This window comes from Aeromonas sp. HMWF014 (assembly GCF_963878295.1).
Classification (GTDB): domain Bacteria; phylum Pseudomonadota; class Gammaproteobacteria; order Enterobacterales; family Aeromonadaceae; genus Aeromonas; species Aeromonas popoffii.
Genome location: NZ_CAWNYS010000354.1, coordinates 1 through 1,307 on the forward strand (window position 1 = coordinate 1; position 1,307 = coordinate 1,307).

Sequence of the window (1,307 nt, forward strand, 5' to 3'; positions counted from 1 at the left end):
ACGTTGTACGGATGGAAGCCATCCACGTCCTTGTCGGGACGAATACGCTCCAGCACCTGAGTCGTATCACAATGGGCCGGCAGCGGCAGTTGCACCAGAATGCCATCTACGTCCACATCATCATTGAGCCGATCGATCAGGGCCAGCAACTCTTCCTGGCTCGCTGTCGCGCTCAGATCGTAAGAGCGGGAGATAAACCCCACCTCTTCACAGGCGCGGCGCTTGCTGCCGACATAGACCTGAGACGCCGGATCCACCCCGACCAGGATCACCGCCAGACCTGGCGCCCGTTTCCCCTGTGCCAACCGCTGTTGGACTTGCGCTGCGACCTGATTGCGAATCGTTTGCGCAACCTGTTTTCCATCAATGATTTTGGCAGACATCGTTCTTCACTCACCATGTGTTCAACTGCCGCGCATTGTCGCATTTTTTTGGCGCGGGTGTTAGCAGCGCTCGCTAAGCGGGCAATAAGTAGGCACTTGAATTTACTAGCGGAAAAATACATTGACGCTGCCTTTCCCGCTTGGGTATGATGCCCGCCCGTTGCCCAGTACCGCCGCTATCGGTATGCTGGACAAGAAATTTTCGGTGATTAGCGCAGCCCGGTAGCGCATCTGGTTTGGGACCAGAGGGTCAAAGGTTCGAATCCTTTATCACCGACCAAGTTCATCGATGAGCCAGCTTGGCTGATCGATACAGAGCGCCCTTAGCTCAGTCGGATAGAGCAACGGCCTTCTAAGCCGTGGGTCGCAGGTTCGAATCCTGCAGGGCGCACCATTAATAAATCCTCTCTCCCCGGGATGGATGGTATTAATGGAAAATTTCAGTGGTGGCTGTAGCTCAGTTGGTAGAGTCCCGGATTGTGATTCCGGTTGTCGTGGGTTCGAGCCCCATCAGCCACCCCATTACCCCTTCGCCTGCTTATTCCTTTTCTCAGAATCATCTTTGCTATCCTGCTCGGTCACAAACACCTCAAAGTGCACAGCTTTACTGTCGGCGTCTTTCACTAAGCCGCTTGCACCGGCTTTGGCTATTTGATGTTCGCCCCAGTGACCGATGACCTCTCCGGCCTGCACCGCTATCGGGTTCTCGCTGCGGTCTACGACCGGCGCATCTTCTTTGAATTCGACAGGGATACTCGGCTCGGCGGCAAGTCCGGCCCCCATCTTGCTTGTCGCCAGCCAGCCAATGGCCCCTTTGCTGGCATTGGCCATCACCCCATTGGCGCTGTCTTTGACGGTGCCGCTGCCCACCTTGAACACCTGCACTTTACGAAACTCGGTCGAACCGCCGCCGAGGGCCACCAT

General features: G+C 56.2%; 1 protein-coding gene, 3 tRNA genes and 1 pseudogene. 3 read left to right on the forward strand and 2 right to left on the reverse strand.

Annotated features, from left to right (window positions below):
- On the reverse strand, positions 1-383 hold a 383-nt coding region (locus AAC083_RS14665; protein WP_308811012.1), incomplete at its 3' end, for a tetrahydrofolate dehydrogenase/cyclohydrolase catalytic domain-containing protein.
- A 203-nt stretch (positions 384-586) separates the two neighbouring features.
- On the opposite strand from AAC083_RS14665, the gene AAC083_RS14670 reads away from it, so the two are divergent.
- The 3 genes from AAC083_RS14670 (at position 587) to AAC083_RS14680 (ending at position 905) form a co-directional block, all read left to right on the forward strand.
- Positions 587-663: transfer RNA gene (locus AAC083_RS14670), tRNA-Pro, on the forward strand.
- A 37-nt stretch (positions 664-700) separates the two neighbouring features.
- A tRNA-Arg gene (locus AAC083_RS14675) sits at positions 701-777 on the forward strand.
- A gap of 52 nt (positions 778-829) precedes the next feature.
- Positions 830-905 (forward strand) — tRNA-His (locus tag AAC083_RS14680).
- Here the strand turns inward: AAC083_RS14680 and AAC083_RS14685 are convergent.
- Positions 906-1,307: pseudogene (locus tag AAC083_RS14685) on the reverse strand (hypothetical protein); the annotation flags it as partial. It lies immediately after the preceding tRNA gene.